Origin of the sequence: Nocardia sp. NPDC004654 (genome assembly GCF_040609595.1) — a bacterium.
Taxonomy (GTDB): domain Bacteria; phylum Actinomycetota; class Actinomycetes; order Mycobacteriales; family Mycobacteriaceae; genus Nocardia.
Genome location: NZ_JBEXKI010000018.1, coordinates 1 through 6,082 on the forward strand (window position 1 = coordinate 1; position 6,082 = coordinate 6,082).

5 protein-coding genes are annotated in these 6,082 nt (G+C 57.6%); 3 read left to right on the forward strand and 2 right to left on the reverse strand.

Annotation, left to right across the window (positions count from 1 at the left end):
• On the reverse strand, positions 1-192 hold a 192-nt coding region (locus ABZV58_RS34480), incomplete at its 3' end, for a polyketide synthase docking domain-containing protein (RefSeq protein ID WP_355004388.1).
• Positions 193-1,395: 1,203 nt separating this feature from the next.
• Positions 1,396-2,958 (reverse strand): cytochrome P450, encoded by a 1,563-nt coding sequence (locus ABZV58_RS34485; protein ID WP_355004389.1) that lies wholly within the window; start codon positions 2,956-2,958, stop codon positions 1,396-1,398.
• 255 nt (positions 2,959-3,213) lie between these two features.
• On the opposite strand from ABZV58_RS34485, the gene ABZV58_RS34490 reads away from it, so the two are divergent.
• The 3 genes from ABZV58_RS34490 to ABZV58_RS34500 all read left to right on the forward strand — a co-directional run bounded on the left by ABZV58_RS34490 (position 3,214) and on the right by ABZV58_RS34500 (position 5,740).
• The gene (locus ABZV58_RS34490; protein ID WP_355004391.1) at positions 3,214-4,017 is read left to right on the forward strand and encodes an alpha/beta fold hydrolase; all 804 of its coding nucleotides are present in this window, start codon (positions 3,214-3,216) and stop codon (positions 4,015-4,017) included.
• Positions 3,923-4,759: an AfsR/SARP family transcriptional regulator gene (locus ABZV58_RS34495; RefSeq protein ID WP_355004392.1), complete on the forward strand. Its 837-nt coding sequence runs from the start codon at positions 3,923-3,925 to the stop codon at positions 4,757-4,759. Before ABZV58_RS34490 ends, ABZV58_RS34495 begins: the two co-directional genes overlap by 95 nt.
• Before the next feature lie 84 nt (positions 4,760-4,843).
• Positions 4,844-5,740: a TIGR03620 family F420-dependent LLM class oxidoreductase gene (locus ABZV58_RS34500; protein ID WP_355004390.1), complete on the forward strand. Its 897-nt coding sequence runs from the start codon at positions 4,844-4,846 to the stop codon at positions 5,738-5,740.
• The last annotated feature ends 342 nt before the right edge of the window (positions 5,741-6,082 follow it).

Below are 6,082 nucleotides of genomic sequence, written 5' to 3' on the forward strand. Positions count from 1 at the left end.
GCGGCCGTCGGCGACCAGACGCCACAGGCCGGCGGCATCGCGGACGCCTCCGGGGTAGCGGCAGCCGATACCCACAACCGCAACCGGCTCACGCCTCGCATTAACGAAATGTTCGTTCTGTGCCCGCAACCGTTTGTTCTCCAGTAGTGACGCCCGCAATGCCTCGACGATCTGCTCACTCGGAGTGGTCATTTCGTGCCTCCTCGCTTCGATGGTCGCAACGGTTGCGAGTTGATGTCTCCAAAGTGCACTCGATTTTGTCCAGAACGCCCGCCCGATGTTCGCTTAGGGCGACTCGGCGGGGATCCTGCGATCGGTACAGTGCGCTGACGCGAAACCACTGCCGATTTAGCCACGGTGCCGGATTGAATGGCCACCAGATCTAGTCCTTGTGTGAGTGGCGGCCGGGCGTAGTCGAGAACCCGATTGTCTGTAATTTCCGTGCGAGATCCAAATATCCGAATTGTCGGCAGTCAATGTTGCTCAACGCGACCAAATTGCTGGCCCCGCGCCCATAATTTCTCCCGGCGATCGTCATTGCTGCCCTCCCTTGAGAAAGGTTCAAACGTTGCACATAGCAGTCGCGCCGATCCGAGCGCCAGTCTGCGTACCTCGCAAAGACCGGCGTCCAAACGTGTGGGATCACCTTCGCGTGAGGGCCTTAAGGCGCTCTAATCTATGGCCAAGGCCCCTGCCGAAGACCCGGGCCACGACACAGAAAGGCCTGATCAGCACGGTGAACGTAGTGCTGTTGGCGGTGCCGGCTGGTGTCGTGCCAGTGTCTGCAGCTGCATGCGAAACCCTGTATTTCAGCGGAAACCCGGTCGAGTTGCCGATAACATGGTTGATCGCGAGATTGCCAGGAGGGTGTTTCGCGGACGGCTTCCCAGCCCGTCACTGCACTGGCTGTGCGCCGGTCCATCTTTCGGCGCGATCCAAGGCTGCGATCTCCCGGCAAGTGCCGGGGTTCAACTGCGAGTATCAGCCATACGACGTCTGTGGCTCGAACTGATCATGTCGAGAGATCAGCCTAGATGCGGCGCGGTTGTTTTGCGTTGCCTAGGAATGCCTACGAGTGAGTCGCTTAGGCTCCTGCACCTTCGAGGCGTTTAGTCTGCGCGTCCTTGGTAATAAGGTACATAGACGACGCCCATGCCGCCTTCTACGGCAACTAATATTGCGACGGAGGGTCTATCGTTTATCGGATACGGAATCGGTAGCGGCCACCTGCGATATGCGATCTTTTCGAACATGACTATGCAGCCGCGTGCATTCCGGGGTTTGCCGTGATCGAGCCCAGTTCGCCAGCGAGACTGATGTGATATCACGACCGCCGAAAGTTATCAGGGTCAGGTCTTTCCTAGTGAATCGATCAGCATCCGTGGGTGCGCTCGATTAGGTAAGACGTTTCACTACTCTTATCCGGGCGCCACGATTCGGAACGACGGTGATGTTGTGCATCTTCTGCAGTTCGTCAGTAGATCGATCGGGAACGAGTTCGACATGCCGTAACACGGTGCGCAATACAGTCTCCATCTCGGTCTGCGCGAAGAGTGCTCCGACGCAACGGCGGGCGCCGCCGCCGAACGGTATCCAGGCATGCTGCGGCGGATCGGCCTCAAGCCAACGCTCAGGTCGGAACTCGTCGGCATCGGAACCCCAGATTCGAGTGTCCGAGTGCAACGCCCCGATCGACGGCGCAAGGAAGGTCCCCGCGGGCAGCTGGTAACCAGCCAGTTCGACTGGTTCCGTAATTCGACGCGAAACGTTGTAGACAACCGGTCGTACTCGCAGCGCCTCCTTGACGACAGCGGCGCGATAGGGGTCGTGCGGATCGTCAAGCCCCTCATTAACCCTCGCCAAGGCGTTTGGGCTGCGAAGGAGTCGTTCGAACATCCACGCCAGTCCAACTGCCGCAGTCTCATGTCCCGCCACAAGTAAGGTCACAAGCTCGTCACGCACCAGATCGTCGTCAGGGTCATCATCGAGTAGCATCGCGAGCACGTCCGACCTTCGCGATCGTTCGGGATCACCCCGGCGATGAGCGATCTCGGAGTAGATCAACGAGTCCGCATGATCCATTTCGCGAACTACCCTGCGCCAGGGCCACACTCGTGCCAGGCGGGGCCAAAGCCACATCGGCATATCGACGAGGTTCACTGCGAGGAACCGGCGCAATGCTCTCCCAAGTTCCTCCGCGCGGCCGCTGTCGACAACGCCCATTACGACGCGAACAATGATGTCGAGGCTCAACTGTTGCGTTCGCGCCAGCAGCGGGAAGCTCTGGTCGATCGGCCATCGCGACAGCTCCCGTTCGGTCAGCTCCTCCATTGTGGAGAGGACTGCTGCGATTCGCTCGCCGTGGAACGGCGGCGTCATTCGCCGGCGTTCGGCTCGGTGGGGCTGACCGTTCAGTGTAACTACCGACCGAGGGCCGGCGATCGGACGTAGAAGCGAATTTCCTCCTCCTGTGTGGAAGACCTCGGGTTTTCCGCGAAATATCTTCCTGATCTCATCCGGATCGCAGACCACCACGAGCTGTCCGACTGGGGCGACGTGCAAGGTAAATACATCGCCATAACGTCGTTGCATCGCCGGAAGGAAGTGTTGTCGCGCGCCCCATATGCGGAATGTTTGTACAGGCAATGGCGTGCGTGGTCCTGGAGGCAGGCCCCTTAAGCGGGTTGGTGTTGTCGTTGCCCCCCGCCAATCGATAAGCCGCTCACTCATGGTTGGGTGATTAATTCGCGCGCCCTGTGCATTCACAGACATCGCGGGCCCCTCCCTTCGCTTGATCTCGGTTATACGCGACAGTTGGTCAGTCGTCAAGTGTGCCGGCCCTATGGTCCCAGTCGCCCAGTTCAGCGCTCTTGCAACAAGTTTCGTGGCGATATGTTGTCTGATGCGACCGTGGCGCTGTCCTGCACGGTAGCTACTTCTGCCTTGTGGCAAGGACATTCGTGACTCAGTCGGTGGTGTGGTAGGGGGTGGATGCCTGACCTGGACCGCCAATTAGACTGTACAGCAAGGTGATTCGAGCCGCCTCGGATCGCCATGGCTTGCTCTGGTAGCAGAACATTAGGTGGTTAGCAAGTATTGCTAAGGATTGACCTTCATTGGTACCGTCTGGCATCTGATACCGCTCGGTACTCGGCAGGGGATAGGGAACCCGGGGGAAAGATGATCGCACCACGCAATAGCTGGATCCGGCGTATGCATCCGTCTGAGCTCAGCCAAGTACGTTTGTTCTGTCTCCCGCACGCTGGGGGTTCTGCCAGTGCGTACTTCAAACTCTCGGAGCTGCTCGGTCCACGGATTGAAGTGCTTGCTGTCCAATACCCGGGTCGGCAAGATCGACGCAACGAGCCGTGCATTGAGAGTATTCCAACGCTTGCTGAAATGATCGCTTCTGCCATGGTCGAATGGATCGACAGGCCGTATGCGATATTCGGCCATAGCATGGGCGCGATTATCGGTTTTGAGCTGGCTTTGCGGCTGGGAAGCGGAGGAGCGGGCGAACCGGTCCATTTGTTCGCCTCTGGCCGACGCGCCCCTTCGACCATTCGGGACGAACGCGTGCATCTCCTCGATGATTCTGGGTTGGTCGCAGAATTGCATCGGAACGGCGGCACTGATCGACGACTCCTTGCAGATGCGGATCTGTTGTCAATGATTCTCCCGGCCACTCGTAGCGATTACCGCGCCATTGAAAACTATGTTTTCACTGGCAGTAAACAACTCAGCTGCCCTATCACTGCTTTGCTCGGCAACACCGATCGGAAATGCAGCCTAGATGAGGCGGCTGCTTGGATGCGGCATACATCTGCTGCGTTTGACTTGCGTACATTCGAAGGTGGCCACTTCTTCCTCGACGCCAATATTGAAGGGGTTGCAAGAGACGTGTCCGCCGCGCTTGTCGGGTATGGATGGAACTGTACAACCGATAATTCACAGGGAGGGAGTCATAGTGAGATACGAGATCCTGGGCCCGGTTCGCGTCGTAGACTCATCCGGTAGCTCGTTTATCAGCGCTCCGAAGATCGAGCTGTTACTATCGGTGCTGCTCATACGTTCCGAAGAGCTAATAAGAGTGGATCAGCTCAAAACCGAATTATGGAACGATAACCCGCCGCGGCGAGCGACTGCGGGAGTCCACGTCTATATATCGCAATTGCGAAAGTTTATCGATCGCCCTAGCGAGACCAACAGTGCCATCATTACCCGGCCGTCTGGCTACATATTCCGCCTAGGTGACGACGAGTTGGATCTGACGGAGTTTCTCCAGTTGGTCGAAGAAGGGCGAGGGCACGCTCGCTCTGGAGCGCATGATGCGGCCGTTTCCTGTTTTGATAAGGGGCTTAGACTTTGGCGAGGCACTCCGTTCGATGACCTTAGTTGTGGGCCGATAACGAATCGTTTCGCTACGTGGCTATCTGAGATAAGGTTAGAGTGGACAGAGCTGGCAATCGAAAGTCATCTGCGGCTGGGGCTGCATCGCCAGATGATTAGCGAACTCTATTCGCTAATCTCTGAGCATCCTTTGCGTGAAACCTTCTACCGTCAACTTATGCTTGCGCTTTACTTGTCAGGGCGACGAGTTGATGCGTTGGCATTATATGAGTCTGCGCGCTCCACGCTGATCCGAGAGTTGGGTATCGAACCTTGTAGATCCCTACAGGGCCTGCATCATGCGATCCTAGTCGGGGACGACTCTGTTGACAAATTCGATCTATCAAGCGTCAACATTGGCGCGGCTTAAGCGCGGGATCCTAGTCTGATCGTCGGCAGTTCGAAATTCCGGTGCTGCCATTGATGTTGGCTGTCTAGCGAAGTTGGAGTATTGATGGACACAACAATCGGTCGAGTTGGCTTGTGGACCATGGACTTGGATGCAGAGCCGGCCGCTCGGGTGCGCGAACTGGCGGCGGAGGTAGAAGAGCTGGGGTTTGGCGCGCTATGGATCGGCGAGCGGTTTGGTCGAAACCCGCTTACTCATGCAGCGCTTCTGCTCGGCGCAACCGAGCGGCTTGTAGTTGCTACTGGCATCGCGAATATCTATCTCCGTCATCCAATCGCGATGGCCGCAGCCGAGCGCTCACTGGCTGAGGCCTATCCCAGTAGATTTGTTCTTGGTCTAGGCGGCCAGCCGTTCGACGACCGCACGCGTTCGATGGGTAAGGGGGTTTCGGCTATGAGCGAATATCTCGATTCTATGGATGCGGCGCCCCTCCAAAATCCGATATCGACCGGTCCTATGTGCCGTGTACTTGGTGCGATCGGGCCACGAATGGTCGAGCTAGCCGGAAAAAAGACCGACGGCGCACTGCCCTATCTCGTGCCTGTCGCGCATACGGAGAGGGCGCGAGCGCAGCTTGGTCCAGATGCGTTGCTTGCTGTAGAGCAAGCGGTGGTGCTGGAGCAAAACACCGAGGCTGCTAGAGATATTTCTCACGCCCATGTCGCTATGTACCTTGCTGTCAGCGAGTCACTGAGGAAGAACATGCTCGCCCTCGGCTACAAGCCTGATGAGGTGACGAGCCACCCCAGCGATAGAGTGGTTGATGCGCTGGTGGCGGGGGGTGGCCCCAGAGCATTGGACGATATTAGTGCGCGGGTGCGCGCCCACCTCGACGCTGGCGCGGACCACGTCTGCCTCCAAGTTCTCACAACGGGTCCCACTGCAGCCCCGATCGCGCAATGGCGACTGCTGGCTGAGCTTGATCATTTGAATAGGCGTTAAGTGAGAAAATTAAGAAGATAGCTTCGTTCGTAACTGGATTAGTCAAATTGATCTTGATTGACTAGTGCTGTTGGTCGGGCGTTGGCACGAGTGTGATGCCGGATAGTCCGGCTGACTGCAGGGCAGATTCGTTATTCTCTATTTTAGCGACTCGCTTCAGCGCTGAGCCTCAGGAAGCCATCGAAACGGAGATATTCTCACCGCTGCCGTGGCGCCCTCGGCTCTAAACGAATTACTTCAGCGCACGACAGCCGACCATGGAGAGGCAGATGACGACCTCAGAACTTCCCGCACGCACGTCCATGACCCCCGATGTCCGCAATGGCGTCGACTACAAGGTGG